Source organism: Streptomyces sp. XY006, from assembly GCF_002237655.1.
GTDB classification, from domain to species: domain Bacteria; phylum Actinomycetota; class Actinomycetes; order Streptomycetales; family Streptomycetaceae; genus Streptomyces; species Streptomyces levis.
Genome location: NZ_NOKT01000027.1, coordinates 12,038 through 28,546, shown reverse-complemented (window position 1 = coordinate 28,546; position 16,509 = coordinate 12,038). Strand labels below are relative to the sequence as shown.

Annotated in this window: 13 protein-coding genes; 1 reads left to right on the top strand and 12 read right to left on the bottom strand. The window is 71.6% G+C overall.

Translation table 11 applies throughout. From position 1 onward, the window contains the following. Nucleotides 1-167 precede the first annotated feature (167 nt). Entirely contained in the window at nucleotides 168-2,384 is a 2,217-nt protein-coding gene (locus tag CHR28_RS27765; RefSeq protein ID WP_094056439.1) for a family 43 glycosylhydrolase, read from the top strand. Between the two features lie 182 nt (nucleotides 2,385-2,566). On the opposite strand, the gene CHR28_RS27760 is transcribed toward CHR28_RS27765, so the two are convergent. The 12 genes from CHR28_RS27760 to CHR28_RS27705 form a co-directional block, all read right to left on the bottom strand. Next, nucleotides 2,567-3,691 (bottom strand): pectinesterase family protein, encoded by a 1,125-nt coding sequence (locus CHR28_RS27760; RefSeq protein WP_094056438.1) that lies wholly within the window; start codon nucleotides 3,689-3,691, stop codon nucleotides 2,567-2,569. 97 nt (nucleotides 3,692-3,788) lie between these two features. Further along, complete coding sequence (locus tag CHR28_RS27755; RefSeq protein ID WP_094056437.1) at nucleotides 3,789-5,099, bottom strand: pectate lyase family protein; 1,311 nt, start codon at nucleotides 5,097-5,099, stop codon at nucleotides 3,789-3,791. A gap of 33 nt (nucleotides 5,100-5,132) precedes the next feature. Next, nucleotides 5,133-5,924 (bottom strand): rhamnogalacturonan acetylesterase, encoded by a 792-nt coding sequence (locus tag CHR28_RS27750; protein WP_094056436.1) that lies wholly within the window; start codon nucleotides 5,922-5,924, stop codon nucleotides 5,133-5,135. Between the two features lie 123 nt (nucleotides 5,925-6,047). Continuing rightward, nucleotides 6,048-7,397, bottom strand: a complete 1,350-nt coding sequence (locus CHR28_RS27745) for an ABC transporter substrate-binding protein (protein ID WP_094056435.1) — start codon at nucleotides 7,395-7,397, stop codon at nucleotides 6,048-6,050. A 155-nt stretch (nucleotides 7,398-7,552) separates the two neighbouring features. Beyond that, nucleotides 7,553-9,109 carry a glycoside hydrolase family 43 protein gene (locus CHR28_RS27740; RefSeq protein WP_094056434.1) on the bottom strand — a complete coding sequence of 519 codons (1,557 nt, stop codon included), beginning with the start codon at nucleotides 9,107-9,109 and terminating at the stop codon, nucleotides 7,553-7,555. After that, nucleotides 9,106-9,951 carry a PmoA family protein gene (locus CHR28_RS27735; RefSeq protein ID WP_094056433.1) on the bottom strand — a complete coding sequence of 282 codons (846 nt, stop codon included), beginning with the start codon at nucleotides 9,949-9,951 and terminating at the stop codon, nucleotides 9,106-9,108. Before CHR28_RS27735 ends, CHR28_RS27740 begins: the two co-directional genes overlap by 4 nt. Further along, complete coding sequence (locus tag CHR28_RS27730) at nucleotides 9,948-11,123, bottom strand: Gfo/Idh/MocA family protein (RefSeq protein ID WP_094056522.1); 1,176 nt, start codon at nucleotides 11,121-11,123, stop codon at nucleotides 9,948-9,950. The genes CHR28_RS27735 and CHR28_RS27730 overlap by 4 nt, the downstream gene beginning before the upstream one ends. Nucleotides 11,124-11,187: 64 nt before the next feature. Further along, the gene (locus CHR28_RS27725) at nucleotides 11,188-12,084 is read right to left on the bottom strand and encodes a carbohydrate ABC transporter permease (RefSeq protein ID WP_094056432.1); all 897 of its coding nucleotides are present in this window, start codon (nucleotides 12,082-12,084) and stop codon (nucleotides 11,188-11,190) included. Beyond that, nucleotides 12,081-13,016, bottom strand: a complete 936-nt coding sequence (locus tag CHR28_RS27720) for a carbohydrate ABC transporter permease (protein ID WP_094056431.1) — start codon at nucleotides 13,014-13,016, stop codon at nucleotides 12,081-12,083. The genes CHR28_RS27725 and CHR28_RS27720 overlap by 4 nt, the downstream gene beginning before the upstream one ends. Nucleotides 13,017-13,149: 133 nt before the next feature. Then, nucleotides 13,150-14,880, bottom strand: a complete 1,731-nt coding sequence (gene araD / locus CHR28_RS27715) for an L-arabinonate dehydratase (RefSeq protein WP_094056430.1) — start codon at nucleotides 14,878-14,880, stop codon at nucleotides 13,150-13,152. Continuing rightward, nucleotides 14,877-15,788, bottom strand: coding sequence for a dihydrodipicolinate synthase family protein (locus CHR28_RS27710; protein WP_094056429.1), 912 nt, complete (start codon nucleotides 15,786-15,788; stop codon nucleotides 14,877-14,879). The genes araD and CHR28_RS27710 overlap by 4 nt, the downstream gene beginning before the upstream one ends. Then, nucleotides 15,785-16,444 (bottom strand): GntR family transcriptional regulator, encoded by a 660-nt coding sequence (locus tag CHR28_RS27705; protein WP_094056428.1) that lies wholly within the window; start codon nucleotides 16,442-16,444, stop codon nucleotides 15,785-15,787. Before CHR28_RS27705 ends, CHR28_RS27710 begins: the two co-directional genes overlap by 4 nt. Nucleotides 16,445-16,509: the final 65 nt, after the last annotated feature.

Below are 16,509 nucleotides of genomic sequence, written 5' to 3'. Positions count from 1 at the left end.
CACCTTCGGTCGTACGGCTCACCTTCGGTCGTGCGGCACCTGGTAGGCCGTTTCGAAATTTTCGGAAACTCCGGCCCCGCGCCCACCCGTTGACGCACCTCTCCCCTCCGGTGACACTCCGAGGGCCGCCATCCAACAGAATCCCCCACACTCCGACAGGAAGTGTCATGCGCCCCCGCATCGCCCGCACGCTCCTGCTCCCCTTCCTGGCCCTGACCGGCCTCCTGCTCACCCTCCTCAGCGCACCCCCCAGCACCGCGGACCCGGGAGCCCCACCCGTGAAGCACAGCGAGTACGCCGGTTACCTCTTCGCCTACTTCACCGGTGAGGGCACCGCCGACGGCGAGCAGATCCGCTACGCCCTCAGCCGGGGCAACGACGCCCTGCACTGGCGCGAGCTGAACGCCGGAAAGCCGGTCCTGACCTCGACGATCGGCGAGAAGGGCCTGCGCGACCCGTTCGTCATCCGCTCCCCCGAGGGCGACAGGTTCTACCTGATCGCCACCGACCTGCGGATGTACCGGAACTCCAGCGGCAGCTGGGACCAGGTCCAGCGGCACGGCAGCAAGTCGATCATGGTGTGGGAGTCCACCGACCTGGTCCACTGGACCGACCAGCGCCTGGTGCGGGTCTCCCCCGGCAACGCGGGCAACACCTGGGCCCCGGAGGCCTACTGGGACGACGAGCTCGGCGCGTACGTCGTCTTCTGGGCGTCGAAGCTGTACGCCGACGACGACCCGGAGCACAAGGGCGACACGTACAACAAGATGCTGTACGCGACGACGAAGGACTTCCGCACCTTCAGCGAGCCGAAGATCTGGAACGACCCGGGCTACTCGGTGATCGACTCCACGGTCGTGAAGCACAAGGACGAGTACTACCGCTACACCAAGGACGAGCGGGATCCGGGCTCCGCCGGCCCGTGCTCGAAGTTCATCACCGGGGAGAAGTCGGCCTCCCTGACGTCGACGAGGTACGACTTCGTGGCCGACTGCATCGGCAAGGGCGCGATGGACCGCGGTGAGGGCCCGACGGTGTTCAAGTCGAACACCGAGGAGAAGTGGTACCTGTTCATCGACGAGTACGGCGGCCGGGGCTACCTCCCCTTCGAGACCACCGACCTCGCCTCCGGCAGGTGGACCCCGTCGACCGGCTACCAGCTCCCGGCGAGCCCCCGGCACGGCACGGTCCTGCCGGTGACGCAGGAGGAGTACGACCGCCTGCTGACCGCCTACCCGGCCACCTCCACCTCGGTGACGGACGCGACGGCGAAGCACCAGAAGGGCTACGCGATCGTCACCGACAGCGCCTCGAAGGTGGTGCTGCCGATGGAGCCGGACGCCGACCTGCGGCGCCTCGCCCCGAAGCTGTGGGCCGGTGCGGGCGCCACGCTCAGCCCGAGGTCCGGTACCCGCCGCGACTTCCGCACGCCGCAGACGTACACCGTGACGGCCGCCGACGGCACCAGGCGGACCTGGACGGTCGAGGCGGTCCGCACCCGCAGCCCGATGCTGCCGGGCCTGAACGCCGACCCGGACGTCCGCCACCTCGACGGCAGATACTGGATCTACCCGACGACGGACGGCTTCCCGGGCTGGAGCGGCACGAAGTTCACGGCGTACTCGTCGAAGGACCTGGTGAACTGGAAGGACCACGGCGTCGTCCTCGACCTCGGGCCGGACGTCGGCTGGGCCGACAAGAACGCCTGGGCTCCCGCGATCGCCGAGCGGAACGGCAGGTACTACTTCTACTTCTGCGCCGAGCAGCAGATCGGTGTGGCGGTCGCCGACTCCCCGGCCGGCCCGTTCGAGGACGCGCTGGGCAAGCCGCTGGTCGCCAAGGGCGGGACGTTCAAGGGCCAGATGATCGACCCGTCGGTCTTCACGGACGACGACGGCCAGGCCTACCTGTACTGGGGCAACGGCCACGGGTACGTCGTGCCGCTCGATGACGACATGGTGTCCTTCGACGCGTCGCAGGTGCGGGACATCACCCCGGCCGGCTTCCGCGAGGGCTCCTTCGTGATCAAGCGGAAGGGCACGTACTACTTCATGTGGTCGGAGGACGACACCCGCAGCGAGGACTACCACGTGGCGTACGCGACGGGACCGTCCCCGCTCGGCCCGTGGACCAAGCGCGGCACGATCCTGCAGAAGCGGCCCGAGTACGGCATCCTCGGCACCGGCCACCACTCGGTGGTGAACGCCCCCGGCACCGACGACTGGTACGTCGTCTACCACCGCTTCGCCCTCGGCGGCCCCGGCAGGCCGGGCGGCGACGGCATGCACCGCGAGACGACCGTCGACCGCCTGGAGTTCACGGCCGACGGCGGCATCGCGCCCGTGGTGCCGACGCTGGAGGGCATCGAACCGGTCCGGCGGTGACCCTCACAGGACGTCGTCGGGTCAGGGAGACGGTCACGCGCTCGCGGTCGTGACCGTCGCCCGGCGCCCGGCCGGTGAACCGGCCCCGGGCCGGCGGGAAGGTCGGGGCGTCCTTCGGCGCCGGATGGAAGCCGGGCAGCGGGCCGTCCACAACCACCGAGCCCCCCTCCCCCCTCCGCTCATCAGCCCTGCCTCCACGGCTCCCAGTCGCCCAGATGGGCGGCGCGGGTCGCGGACCGGGCCTGTTCGTCCGTCAGTTGGGGCCGGTTCCCGGGGACGACGACCCGCGCACCCGGGCCGGTGTTGCGGTACTCCGCGAACCGCATGCTCTGCCAGGGGTGGTCCGCGCGCATGTCCGCGTACGGGGCCACCGCGTCGATGCCCGGGCCGAGCCATGTGTCCCGCACGGTGAGCATCGGACGCGCGGTGGGGTCGGAGCTGGGCACCCAGGGCCGGGCCAGTTTGTAGAAGCCGTCGGGGGCCTCGCTGCTGACGCGGCTGCGGGTGACCAGGTAGCCGAGCGGACAGGCGCCGGCGGTCGACGGCGCGAACACGAACCCGTACGGCGCCGACGCCAGGTCGGTCCGCGACAGCGTCCGGAAGTGGCACCGCTCGAACACGGCCGTCGCCCGCCCGAAGACGAAGTCGACGTCGCCCTCGGCGTAGCAGTGCGCGAAGTACTGGCGGGCGAAGGTGCCCAGGGCCATGGAGTCCGCGTACAGGGTGTCCTGGTGGCCGAGGAACCGGCAGTGGTGGAAGGCCGACCGGTCGCCCTGGACCTTGAGGGCGACGGCCTGCGTGCCGGTGACGCCGGGGTGGTCGGCGCGCAGCCAGTCGTTGGCGAAGGTGATCCAGCGGGCGGTGAACCCGTCCGCCTGGACGGTGGCGGTCGCGGACCCGGAGGTGCCGTGGGTGCCGCCGCCGGGCTTGGGCGTCCCGGCCGCGTTGTCGTACACGAGCACCACGTCCCGGGGGTCCTCGCTCGCCCCGATCCACGTCATGCCGGTGCGGGCCGGGTCGACGGAGACCGTCTCCCGGTAGACGCCCGGGGCGATGACCAGGGTGTGGCCCTCGCCGTCCGCGGCGGCCACCGCGTCACGGACGGAGCTGACGTCACCGGCGCCGCCCGGGTGGACGTACAGGGTTCGGGGGGTGAGGCGGGCTGCCGGTGAACCGTAGCGGCCGAAGGGGCGCGGACGGGTGGCGGCCCGCGCGGGCCCGGGGGCGAGGCCGAGGGCGGCGCCGGCCGCGGCGCTCGCGGCGAGGAACCCCCGGCGGGAGACGGGACGGTGGGGCTGCGCGGGCATGCGGCTGCTCCTTCGCGGTACGGCGGGTGTGCGGGGCGGAAAGGGCCGGGGCGGGCACGCGGGGCGGTCCCGCCCCGGCCGGTTCGGACGTGCCGGTTCAGCAGACGCGGCCGGCGCCCGCCCGGGCGTCGACGATGCCGGGCACGGCCTTCGCGGGGTCGACGCGGGTGCGCAGGGCCGGTGTCCAGCCGGCGCCCGACTGGAGCGTCTCGCCGGGGATCTCCGCGTTGTGCACGGCGATCAGGTCGACGGCCCGGCCGTTGACGACGTTGCCGTTCGCGGTGACCGGCGCCTCGCTCCACTTCTTGAGGATCTTCGCCGGGCTGAGGCCCTTCGCCAGCGTGAACGCGTTGTGCTCGGCGACGAGCCGGGACTCCTTGCCGATGCCGTAGACGTAGCCCCACTTCTGGTCGTCGGTGACCACGAAGTGGTTGTTGTACGAGTCGACCTGCCCGAACCGCACCCGGGGCGCCCGCTCGACGATGCCCTCGAAGCGGTTGTGGTGCAGCGTCACCTTGAGCTTGCCCGCGTCGTCGGCGGTGGCGCTGTCGCTGTTGCCGATGAGCATGGTCTTGTCGTGGTCCCGGAACGAGTTCCAGGACACAGTCACGTGGTTCGAGCCGCGCACGACGTCGAGCAGCCCGTCGTGCTGCTGGTAGGTCTTGCCGAAGTACGTCGGCAGGGAGCTGTCGGGGTGGCGGCCGTCGGTGAGCGTGTTGTGGTCGATCCACACATGGCTGGAGCCGTACACCACGACACCGTCGTACTCGGAGTTCCAGGCGCCGGTGTTGCCGTCGTCGGTGGGATCCCACTGCGGGAAGCAGTCGACCGGCGCCTCGAAGGTGAGGTTGCGGACGATGACGTTGTCGACGCCCTTGATCTGCAGGCTGCCGCCGAGAATGCCCGCGCCCTTGCCGACGCCGATGATCGTGGTGTCGGCCGGCACGGTCGCCTTGATGGCCTTGTCCTGACGGGCCGCGGACGCCGCCCGCAGCTCCTCCTGCTCACCGCTGACCGGCCGGTCGTGGCCCCAGACGGCGGGGTCGTAGGCGGCGAGGTACTTGCGCAGGTCGTACCCCTCGGCCGCGAACGCCTCGCAGCCCTCGGAGACGGCGTCGATCATCCCCTTGACCTTGATGATCCGGGGCGCCGTCCCGCCGTCCGCCAGCGCGGCCCGGAACTGCTCCCAGGTGGTGACGGTGTAGACGTGGGCGGCGTCGGCGGCCGCCCCGCCCGTGGTGCCCGTGCCGTACGAGCCCCAGCCGTCGCCGGCCCCGAGGGTCTGACGGGCCGCGTCCCGGGGCGCGGCCTGTGCGCCGGTGCCGGTCAGGGCGAGGACGAGCGCGGTGCAGCCGGCCAGCACCACCACTCTCTTGCTGACATGATCATGACATTTACGAACGTTCATGCTGCGGCTCTCTTTCCTTCGTCGTCGGGGCTGTCAAGCGGCGGCCTCGGGCCAGCCGATCCAGGACTCCGGGACCGGTTCGTCCAGCCGCCGCACGTCCCGCGGCCCGAGCACCCGCCGGCGCAGCGCCTCACGCGCCACGAGCCGCGCCACGGCGATCGCTCCCGGCGGGTTGACGTGCGTGTTGTCCTGCTCGGTGGCGGTCCAGTTGAAGTACGTCTTCGTCTCCTCGGGCCCCAGCTGCTGCCACAGGGCGAGCGACAGCGCCTGGAGGTCGAGCAGGGCGACCCGTTCCTCGGCGGCGAGCGCGCGCATGGCGGCCGGGTACTCCCCGTGCGTCGGCAGGGCCGTCCCGGCCGCGTCGAACCGGCGCCGCTCCACGGACGTGGCGAGCACCGGCCGCGCCCCACGGGCCCGGGCCCCGTCGACGTACCTCCGCAGATACTCCTGATACGTCGACCAGGGCTCGGTGTGGCGGGTGGGGTCCTCCGCCTTCTCGTCGTTGTGCCCGAACTGGATGAGGAGGAAATCCCCGGGCCGTATCACGGAGAGCACGGCATCGAGCCGCCCCTCGTCGACGAAGCTCTTGGAACTCCGTCCGTTGACGGCGTGGTTGGCGACCACGAGATCCTTGCGGAGAAAGAAGGGCAGCGCCATTCCCCACCCGGTCTCGGGCGCGGCATCGGCGTATTTCTGCGCGGCGGTGGAATCGCCGGCGATATGGAGGGTGCGGCGACCACGCGCCTGCGCGTTGCCGCCGAACGCCAGCGCGAGAGGAACAGCGGCCATTCCGGCGGCAGCCACTCGTCTACGGCTCAAAGACACGCAGAGTTCCTTTCGAAGAGGGTGAGGTCCACGCCTTGAGGGGCGCGGGGAACCGCGCGACCAGCCAGGGACGGCCCGCACCTGCACCGCACAGGCCGTCCCACGGCGAAACCCGGCAGCCGCTCACCCGTGCTGCTGGTTCCACTCCTCCTGCGCGGTGTTCAGCTGCTCGGCCATCGTGTTCAGGAATTCCTTGGCGCTCATCTTGCCGAGCAGCACTTTCTGGAAGTTGGGCTCGTTGTCGGCCTTGGAGATCGTGTTCCAGTCCGGCAGGTAGTACGGCAGCTGAACGATCGTCGTCGAACCGTCCGACAGGGCGTCCGCGGCCAGCTTCGTCGGCTCCGCCTTGGAGATCCACGCGTCCTGTGCCGCGTCCGTGTTCGACGGCACCTGCCCGGCCGCCTCGTTGAACTTCGAGTTCTCCGCCTCGGACGTGGCGAACTCGATGAACTTCCAGGCGGCCTCCTTGTTCTTGCCGCTCTTGAACAGCCCCAGCCCGTCCACCGGGTTGGACACCTGCACCCGCTTGCCGCCGGGCCCGGTCGGCTGCGGAATGCCGCGGAACTTGTCGACCCCGAGCGCCTTCACGTGGTCCTGGTACGACCCGAGGTTGTGGTTGAGCATCCCGATCGTGCCGGAGTCCCACTGCGCGACCATCTTCGTGAAGTCGTTGTTGAGGTCGGCGGCCGGCGTGACCTTCTTGTACAGCGCCGCGTACTTCTCCAGCGCCGCGACGTTCTTCGGATCGTCGACCGTGGTCTTCTCTCCGCTGCTGTCCCAGAACGAGGTGATCCCGGACTGTCCGTACATCGCGTCCAGCGCCTGGGCGATGGATCCGGCGCCACCGCGGATGGTGTAGCCGAACTCGTTCCTGCCCTTGTTCGTCAGCTTGTCCGCGGCCTCGTAGAACCGGTCCCAGGTCGTCGGCTCCTGGAGTCCCGCCTTCTCGAACAGGTCGGTGCGGTAGTACAGCACGCCGTTGTTCGCGGAGGTCGGGATCGAGTACAGCTTGTCGTCGCCGCCGCCGGCCGCCTTCAGCGACTCGACCATGTCCTTGTTGAGCTTGCCGCCGAGGGACGACCCGGCGAGCCGCTCGTCGAGCGGCTCCAGTGCGCCCTGCGCGGCGAATCCGGCGATCATCGCCGAACCCACACCGCCGACGTCCGGCAGCCCGCCGCCCTGGAGGGCGGTGTCGACCTTGGACTGGTACTCGGTCGAGGCGATCCCGACGTACTCGACGTCGATGTCCGGGTGGGCCTTCTCGAAGTCGGCGATGATCTCCTTCCAGATCTCGGTGCGGACACCGCCGTTGTTGTCCCAGAAGACGATCTTGCCCTTGCCGCTTCCCTCGGCGCCCTTGTCACCGCCCGCCCCGCTGCCGTCGTCGCCGCAGGCGGTCGCGGTCAGCGCGAGTACGGCCCCCAGGGCGACGGCCGTGACGGCGTGCCTGTTTCTGCTCTTGCTGATCTTCATTGGTCGGCTCTCTTCTTCTTCCGGATCCAGCGGAACTCGAGGGTGTGGGGGGTCGATGGCGGGCACGGCCGTGCCGGGGCGGGCCCGGTCCGGACAAGCGCTTGCTACGGAAGTGCGTCATTGCGGCTCCCAACAGGCGTGGCGTGCGGGGTGGCTTACGAGGGGGTGACTGTGAACCGGGTGAAGGTCGCGGCACCGGCGTGCCCGGTCCCGGCGGGGGCAAGGGCGACGAGGCCGAGCAGGGCGCCGACCCAGCGCCAGGGGGTGGCGGCGAAGACGGGTCCGGAGGGCCGGAACCCGTCGCCGGTGTCGGCCGCGAAGCGGCAGCGGGCACCGGCGCCGATCTCGACTCGCAGCCGGGCCCGTCCCTCGGGGGCGAGCCGCGGGTGGGCGGCGTCCCGCTCGGCCGGGGCGACTCCCTCGGCGAACCGGTGCACCAGGTGCGCGATGCCGTCCGTGCCCCGCTGCAGACCGATCCAGGAGAACGCGTCGCCGAGCACCGCCAGTCCGGCACGGGCCCCGGGCTCGTCGCTGTCGAGCCGCAGCTCCACCTCGACCGCGCAGGGCTTGCCGGGCAGCCGCTGGGTCAGCACGTTCGGCAGTCGGCGCAGGTCGTGGGCGTCGGCCGAGCGGACGCAGGTCAGCCGCAGCTCGTCCCCGGAGTGGTGGGTGGCCCAGCCGTCATGGGCGTCCCCCCGCTCGAGCGAAGCCGGGAGTGGGGGAGGGTTCGCCGTCCACTGCCACTGGCGGCCGAACCGTCCGCCGGGGAAGTCGTCGTCGGTGGCCGGGGCGGCGGGCGGCTGGGGCGGCAGAGCGGGGCGGCGGTGCTCGGTGACGGGGGCGCCGTCGTCCCCGAGCACCGGCCAGCCGTCCTGCCCCCAGGACATCGGCTGCAGGTGCACGACCCGGCCGTAGGGGCCGCGCTGCTGGAAGTGCAGGAACCAGTCCTCCCCGGACGGAGTGCGCACCCAGCCGCCCTGGTGGGGGCCGTTGACGCCGGTGTCCTTCTGCTCCAGGACGATCCGCTCCTCGTACGGTCCGAAGAAGCCGCGCGAGCGGAAGGCGCCCTGCCAGCCCGTCTCCACTCCCCCGGCGGGGGCGAATATCCAGAACCAGCCGTCGTGCCGGTAGAGCTTGGGGCCTTCCAGGGTGAACCAGCCGGGTATGCGGTCGCCGTCGACGATCACCTTGCCCTCGTCGAGGAGTTCGGTGCCGTCGGGGCGCATCCGGTGGCCGGTCAGCCGGTTCTTGACGCCGGAGCGGGACTTGGCCCAGGCGTGCACCAGATAGGCCTCGCCGGTCTCCTCGTCCCACAGCGGGCAGGCGTCGATCAGGCCCCGGCCCGCCTTCAGCAGGTGTGGGCGGGTCCAAGGGCCCCTGATGGAGGGGGCGTTGATCTGGAAGAGGCCCTGGTCGGGGTCGCCCCAGAAGATCCAGAAGCGTTCGTCGTGGTAGCGGAGCGACGGCGCCCAGACGCCGCAGTCGTGCCGGGGCGTGGCGAACGCGGCAGCCGGTTCCAGGCGTTCGAGGGCGTGGCCGACGAGGGTCCAGTTGACCAGGTCGCGGGAGTGCAGCAGGGGCAGGCCGGGGGCGCGGCCGAAGCTGGACGCGGTCAGGTAGAAGTCGTCGCCGGCCCGGACGACGTCGGGATCGGACCAGTCGGCGTCGAGGACGGGGTTGGTGTAGGTCTGGGCGGTCGTCCCGGCGGTCACGGGCTCACCGCCTTGCGGACCAGGGAGGCGGCGGCGTCGCGGGTGAGGCGGCCGTCGGCGACGACGGTGACGATCCGGCGGACGACGGTCTCGCCCGGCGGGACGGGCAGCCGCTCGTCGTACGCCAGCGAGGAGCCGACCCCGGGGTACTCCTCGGTCCGGACGAACCACGGGTCCTGCCGGGTGCGTTCGGTGGCCCCGGCGAAGACCAGCGTCCAGCCGTCCCCGGCCAGGGCGAGCCAGTCGGCACGCCTGCCGTGCGCCTCGGCCTCGCCCGCGCGGTCGGCCGTGAAGACCTCGGGCGCGGTGGCCTCCTTGCGGGCCCGCCAGAAGAAGCCGCCGTAGGCCGCGCCCGGGCGGCCGTTGGTCGCCGGGCTGCCGATCGACAGCGGGACCCGGGTGACGTTGGTGAGGGAGAAGGTGAGGTCCAGGGCCCAGGCCTGGTCGGTGAGTGCGGTGGCCGCGACCGTGCGTCGCTCGCGCAGCAGCTCACCGCCCGCGGCGACCCAGCGCAGCTCCTCCACGAAGCCGTCGGGGTCGCGCAGTTGGAACGTGACGTGCCGCTGGGAGCCGTGGTTGTCCAGCTCGGTCGGGCCCTGGTCGCGGACGTAGGTGCGCCCGCCCCAGAAGTTGAACCCCTCGACGTCGGGAACGGCGACACCGACGCCGAGGTGGTGTGCGTGGTCGGCGGGGCCGAGCTCGGTGACCGCCGTGCCGGCCAGGGTGGTGACGGGGTGCAGGCAGGGCCGCGGGGAGAGCCGGGCGGGCAGCTCGGGCCGGGTGACGTACCGGCCGACCGGCCGGCCCGCGACGCGCAGGACGGTGGTGTCGTTGCCGGTCATCGGGTGCTCACCTCGTTCGGCAGGTGCTCGGCGGCCAGGGCCCACCGGGCGCCGAGCTCGGAGTAGAGGGAGAGGGTGTCGGCGGCGGCCGCGACGAGCCCGTCGATGCCGGGCACCACCCGGCGGTTCTCGCCGGGGACGCGGTGCCAGGCGCTCTCCGGCAGCGGCGCCGGGTCGGGAGCGGTGCGGATGGCCTCCACGACCTTCATGAAGGCGCCGGTCGCGTCCGGCGGGACCAGCAGGGCCGCGCCGGTGGTGAGGTGGTCGACGAGGTTCTCCAGCAGGTCGGTGCGGCCGTACTCGGACTCCTGCGGGCCGTGCCCCGCGCGCTGGAGCAGCACGCGGTCCTGCTTGTACCAGAAGGTGATGCGGCCGCTGCTGCCGTGCACCAGCACGTACGGCTCGTCGGCCCGCTCGGCGCACAGCGTCGCGGCGACGGTGACCGGATGGCCCTGGGCGGTGGTGATCCGCACGCAGGAGGTGTCGTCGGACTCGATGGCGTTGGCGCGCAGCAGCTCGGTCTCGATGGTGAGCACGTCCTCGGCGCGGGTGCTGCCGCCGAGGGCGAGAGCGGTGGCGACGGCGTGCGCGAGGGGGTTGGTCAGCGCCCCGTCGACGACGTCGACGCCGTTCATCCGCCGCTTGCCCGCCCAGGGGGCCCGGCGGAAGTAGTCCTCGTCGCGCACCCAGGCGCCGGCCCCGCCGAACCCGACCGGCGTGCCGATCGCGCCCTCGGCGATCAGCGCGCGGACGGCGGGCAGGGCGTGCGAGCCCAGCGACTGGAAGCCGATCTGGCAGACGACCCCGGCGGCGGCGACGCCGTCGGCCATCCGGCGGAACTCCGCGTAGGAGGGGGCGGGCGGCTTCTCCAGCAGGAGGTGCACGCCCCGCTCGGCCGCCGTGAGGGCGAGGCCGGTGTGGGTGGGGATCGGGGTGCAGACGACGGCGATCCGGGCGCCGGTGGAGTCCAGCAGGGCCCCGAAGTCGGCGGACTGCTCGGGGGTGCCCAGGTCGCCGAGCTCCTCCTTGGTGAGCGGGGTCAGCTCGCAGACGCCCACCAGCCGTACGAGACCCCGCTGCTGCAGGCGGCGGATGTTCTCGACGTGCCAGCGGCCGTGCCCGCGGGCACCGGCGAGGACGACGGGCACAGGGATGCTCAGGGGTGCCCTCATGGAGTCGATCATGGGGCCGGTCACGGGGTCCTCCCTCCTGTCGCGGCGGCGGGTCGTTCGACGCTCATCCCTTCACCGCCCCCGCGCTGAAGCCCGTGATGAGCCACTTCTGGATGAAGGCGAACACGATCACGACGGGCACGGCCGCGATGATGCCGCCCGCGGCGAGCGCGCCCAGGTCGACGCTGTCGGCGCTCATCAGGGAGTTGAGGCCGACGGGGATCGTCTGCTTGTCCTGGTTGTTCAGGAACATCAGGGCGAACAGGAAGTGGTTCCAGGAGTGGACGAAGGCGAACGAGCCGACGGCGATCAGGCCGGGCCGCAGCAGCGGCAGCACCACGATCCGGAAGGCCGTCATGCGGTTGCAGCCGTCGACCCAGGCCGCCTCCTCCAGCGAGTACGGCACGTTCTTGATGAAGTTGCTGATCAGGATCATCGACAGCGGCAGCTGGAAGACCGTCTCGGCGAGGATGACACTGCCCAGCGAGTTGATCATCCGCAGTTCGGCGAAGATCTCGAACAGCGGCACCAGCAGCAGCGCGCCCGGCACGAACTGGGAGCACAGCAGCGCCAGCATGAACCCGCGCTTGATCCTGAAGTCGAACCGGGCGAGGGCGTAGCCGCCGGCCAGCGCGACGAGCGTCGTCATGAGCAGGGTGGCGACGCCGACGAGGACGCTGTTGGCGAAGTAGGTGCCGAAGCTGCGGTCGGTCCACACCTTCTCGAAGTGGTCGAAGGTGACGGGCCAGGGCACGAGCGAGGTCGAGCCGGCCGGGCGGAGCGAGAAGAGCAGGATCCAGTAGAAGGGGATGAGGGTGAACAGCAGGTAGATGCCCAGGGGCAGGTAGATCTGCCAGCGGGGGGCCTCGTCCCACGCCCGGTTCCTCTTGTCGGGCCGGGCGGGTTCCGGGGTGGCGCGCACGGGGGCGGGCGCCGTCTTGATCGCTTCCTCGACGCTCACTTGCTCTCCCCTCCGAACTTGCTCAGCCGCAGGTAGACCATCGAGCAGAAGAGCAGGATCACGAACGCCACCGTGGTCAGGGCCGACGCGTAGCCGAAGTTGTGGGCGTCGACGGATGTGTTGGCGATGTACAGCGGCAGCGTGGTCGTCTCGCCCGCGGGACCGCCGCCGGTCAGGGTGTAGAGCAGGTCGACGTTGTTGAACTCCCACACCGCCCGCAGCAGCGTGGACAGGATGATGGCGTCCTTCAGGTGCGGCAGCGTGATGTGCCAGAACTGCTTGACGCGGCTCGCGCCGTCGACCTCGGCGGCCTCGTAGAGGTCCTTCGAGACGGACTGGAGGTCGGCGAGGATGAGGATCGCGAAGAACGGCACCCCGCGCCACAGGTCGGCCACGACCGCCGCCGGGAAGACGGTGGAGGTGTCCGACAGCCAGCTCGTGCCGTAGGAGCCGATGCCGATGTCCGCGAGGTAACGGGTGATGCCCGTCTGGGAGTTGTAGAGCAGCACCCAGATCGCGGAGGTGAGCACGCCGGAGACGGCCCAGGGTGAGAAGACCAGGGCGCGTCCCAGGCCCCGGCCGACGAAGGTCTGGTTGACGATGAGGGCCAGCGCGAGACCGAACAGCAGCTGGAGTCCGACCTCGACGAAGACCCACTTGGCGCTGAAGACCAGGGTGTCCCAGAAGACGGGGTCCTCGGTGAAGGCGTGGACGAAGTTGTCGAGGCCCGCGTAGCCGTTCCGCCAGGGCTTGGTGGGGTTGTAGTTCTGCAGGCTGTAGTAGAAGACGCTGACGACCGGGTAGGCGATGAAGCCCGCCATGAGCAGGGCGGCCGGGGCGATCAGCAGGTACGGGAGTCTGCGCGGGGTGGCGGAGGCACGGCGCCGCCGGGGTGGCGCGGGCGGTTTCGCCACGGCTGCGGCTTGGGCCATGACTGTTCTCCGTTCTCAGTACGTCGTGGTGCGTCGTGGTACGTCGTTCGTCCGTACGCGCGTGCACGGCAAGCGCTTTCTGTCGGGGCAGTGCCGTGCCGTCGTGCTGGGGAGTGCGGGGTGTTGCGGCCGTTCAGCCCGCGTACGGGTCGGCGACCCGGCCAGGACGGGCGAGGAACTCGAAGTCGCAGCCGGTGTCGGCCTGCGTGATCTGCTCGTTGTAGAGCGCGCCGTAGCCGCGCTCGTAGCGGGTGGGCGGCGGCGTCCAGGCGGACCTGCGCCTGCGGAGCTCCTCGTCGTCCACGTGGAGGTGGAGGGTGCGCGCCTCGACGTCGAGGGTGATCGAGTCGCCGGTGCGTACGAGGGCGAGCGGTCCGCCGGTGTACGACTCGGGCGCGACGTGCAGCACGCACGTGCCGTAACTGGTGCCGCTCATCCGGGCGTCGGAGATGCGGACCATGTCGCGGACGCCCTGCTTGAGCAGGTGGCCGGGGATCGGCAGCATGCCGTACTCGGGCATGCCGGGGCCGCCCTTGGGCCCGGCGTTGCGCAGCACCAGCACGCTGTCGGCGGTGATGCCGAGCCCGGGGTCGTCGATCGTGCGCTGCATGGTCCGGTAGTCGTCGAAGACGACGGCGGGACCGGTGTGCTTGAGCAGGTGCGGCTCGGCCGCGATGTGCTTGATGACCGCGCCGTCCGGGCAGAGGTTGCCGCGCAGCACGGCGACTCCCCCCTCGGCGGCGACCGGGTTGTCGCGGGTGCGGATCACGTCGTCGTCGTGGACGGCGGCGCCCGCGATCTGCTCGCCCAGGGTGCCGTTGACGGTGGGCCGGTCGAGGTGCAGCAGGTCGGTGATCCGCGAGAGGAAGGCGGGCAGGCCGCCGGCGAAGTGGAAGTCCTCCATGAGGTGGGTCCGGCCGCCGGGGCGGACGTTGGCGAGCACCGGCACGGTGCGGGCGATGCGGTCGAAGTCGTCGAGGGTGAGCCGGACGCCGGCGCGGCCCGCCATGGCGATCAGGTGGATGACGGCGTTGGTGGAGCCGCCGAGCCCGAGCACGGTGGTGACGGCGTCCTCGAAGGCCTCGCGGGTGAGGATCCGGGACGGCTTGAGCGCGGTCCAGGCGAGTTCCACGGCCCGGCGTCCGGAGGCGGCGGCCATCCGCTCGTGCCCGGAGTCCACGGCCGGGATCGAGGAGGCGCCCGGCAGCGTCATGCCGAGGGCCTCCGCCGCCGCGGTCATCGTCGACGCGGTCCCCATGGTCATGCAGTGACCGGGTGAGCGCGCCAGACCGCCCTGCAGTTCCCGCAGTTCGCAGTCGGTCAGGTTGCCCGCGCGGTGCTCGTCCCAGTACTTCCACATGTCGGTGCCGGACCCGAGGGTCTCGCCGCGCCAGTGGCCCGGCAGCATCGGCCCCGCGGGCACGAAGAGGGCCGGTACGTCGGCCGAGGCCGCGCCCATGAGCAGCGCGGGCGTCGACTTGTCGCAGCCGCCGAGCAGCACGGCCGCGTCGACGGGGTACGACCGCAGCAGCTCCTCCGTCTCCATCGCGAGGAGGTTGCGGTAGAGCATCGGGGTGGGCTTCTGGTAGGTCTCGGAGAGCGTGGCGACCGGGAACTCCAGCGGGAAGCCGCCGGCCTGCCACACCCCCCGCTTGACCGCCTCGGCCCGATCGCGCAGATGGACGTGGCAGGGGTTGATGTCGGACCAGGTGTTCAGCACGGCGATCACCGGCCGGCCCTGGTACTCCTCCGCCTCGTAACCGAGCTGGCGCATCCGGGCGTTGTGCGACCAGGTGCGCAACTGGCCCTCGACGCCGTACCACTGGTGGCTTCTGAGCTCCTCGGGGGCGAGCCGGCCGGTCATATCGACCACCCCGCGGCGATCGCGGCGACCTCGGCGCGCTCGTCGTCCCGGAGCGTCCGGCTCGGCGGGCGGACCTCGCGGCGGCACAGGCCGAGGGAGGCGAGGGCCTCCTTGACGACGGTGACGTTGTTCGCGGAGCCGTTGGCCGCGCGCAGTTCCTCGAAGCGGCGGATCTGCTCCCACACCTTCATGGCGGCCGGGTAGTCGCCCGAGCGCAGCGCCTCGATCATGTTCCGGGAGACGGCCGGGGCGACGTTGACCAGCCCGGAGGTGAAGCCCGTGGCGCCGGCGGAGAAGTAGGAGGGGGCGTAGGGCTCGGCGAGCCCGGCGACCCACACGAACCGCTCCAGGCCGGCGTCCCGGGCGAAGGCGGCGAACCTGGCGGCGTCCGGCACGGCGTACTTCACGCCGATGACGTTCGGGCAGGCGTCGGCGAGTTCCGCGAGGCGGGCGCCGGTGAGCTGCGCGTTGCGGACGTACGGCACGACGCCCAGTTCGGGCACGGCCTCGGCGACGGCCCGGTGGTAGTCGACCCAGCCCGCCTGGGAGACGTACGGGTGAACGGGCTGGTGGACCATCACCATCTGCGCGCCGAGCTCGCGGGCGTGCCGGGCGGAGGCGACGGCGGTCGGGATGTCGTGCCCGACCCCGGCCAGGACGACGGCCCGGTCCCCGGCCTCGTCCATGGTCAGCTCCGCGACCAGGCGCCGCTCCTCGGGGGTGAGGGCGTAGAACTCGCCGGTGTTGCCGTTCGGGGTGAGGGTCGTGACGCCGCCGTCGAGCAGGCGGCGCAGCAGGGCCCGGTAGGTGTCCTGCGCGACGGAACCGTCCTCGGCGAACGGGGTCACCGGGATCGCCACCACGTCGGCCAGGGCCGCCCGCTGGGTCTCGAACGCCACGCTGCTCATTCCTGGCCTTCCTGTTCCAGTGCGGCCTCGGGGAAGGCACGCTGCACGAAGGACGCGATGTGGGAGTGGAGGGCGCGGGCCGCGCCGTCGGCGTCGCCGTCCAGGGCGAGCCGCAGGATCTCGCGGTGCTCGCCGGCCTCGCGCTCCCAGGAGGGCGAGGCGGCCCAGGCGACGGCGGAGACCAGGGCGGCCTGGTCGCGCACCTCGTCGAGCATCCGGCCGAGCAGCGGGTTGCCGCAGGGCAGGTACAGGGCGCGGTGGAACTCCCGGTTGGCCAGGGAGCGTTCGGCCGTGTCGGTGGCGTCGGCGGCCCGGGTCAGGGCGTCACTGGCGGCGTCCAGGGAGGCGCCGCGCTGCACGGCACGCCTGAGCGCCTCGGGCTCCAGCAGCAGCCGGACGTCGTAGACCTCGCGCGCCATGTCCGCGTCCACCATGCGCACCGTGACGCCCTTGTACTGGCTCATCACGACCAGCCCGGTCCCGGCGAGGGTCTTGAGCGCCTCCCGCACCGGGGTCTTGGACACCCCGAACTGCGCGGCGAGCTCGGTCTCGACCAGGGCCTGTCCCGGCGTCAGCTGTCCGGTCAGGATGCGGTGCTTGATCCCCTCCAGCACGTACTGCGTGCGGGAGGGAATCGGCGTGGGCACAGAGGTCATGCGCGCCTCTCGGATCTCGCGGTCCCGATGGATCGCGTATCGGATCTCTCGTATCGCGTCTCATA